The sequence below is a fragment of the Oleiphilus sp. HI0066 genome (assembly GCF_001635725.1).
On the sequence record NZ_LWFH01001795.1, the window covers coordinates 1 to 792 of the forward strand.

A 792-nucleotide genomic window follows, 5' to 3' on the forward strand; every position below is an offset into this window, starting at 1 on the left:
GCGCAGTCGGTCGCCACCGACAGGAAAAGAAGAGTAGAAACTAGGATTTTTCTACAAAAAACCAAAGATCAACACAATGGATTTCCGCCTTCGCGGAAATGACGTATTAGAATGAAGCAATAACGATTAGCTAATGTGCAAGTTGATAAGAGTGCTTAGCAATCATTCGACAGAACAACCTTCTATCCAACTAACTCTCCATCAACAAACACACAACAACTCCCCGGTTCGAGTTTGGTCCAAGTCTCATCCACGGTGAGCGGTTCGGTCGCAACCACACTAACTACATCGTTTTCACTGGTTTCATTTGAAAAGTCGATGGTGACATCGGTATCAGCAAGTTTCGCTTCGCCAAACGGTGCACGGCGGGTAATCCAACTGAGCTTGGTAGAACAGAAGGTAAAGAGCGCATCGCCATTACTCAGTATGATATTTGCGATGCCGGCTTCGTGAATTTTCAAACAACACTGATGCACAAAAGGCACCCACTCTTCCCAGCTCGGGCAGCACGAGAAATGCTCGTCTAACTGCCCCATCAACCAACAGAACAGATGCTCGCTATCGGTGGAGCCAACTGGGCGAAAACGTGTCAGTTCAAACTGGCTGAATTCTTTAAGCTGACCATTATGTGCGAAGGTCCAAGGCTTACCCCATAGCTCGCGCTGAAATGGATGGGTGTTGGCCAACGACACCTCACCAACATTAGCTTGGCGAATATGCGAAACCACCGTATTACTTTTAATTGGATAGGTTTGAAGAAAGCGCGCAATCAAGGATTCTGAACTAGGCAAA

General features: G+C 46.7%; 1 protein-coding gene. It reads right to left on the reverse strand.

All coding sequences use genetic code 11. The features are described 5' to 3' along the window. Positions 1-182 precede the first annotated feature (182 nt). A partial coding sequence (locus A3738_RS27895) for a class II glutamine amidotransferase (RefSeq protein WP_156504553.1) occupies positions 183-792 on the reverse strand: 610 nt, incomplete at its 5' end.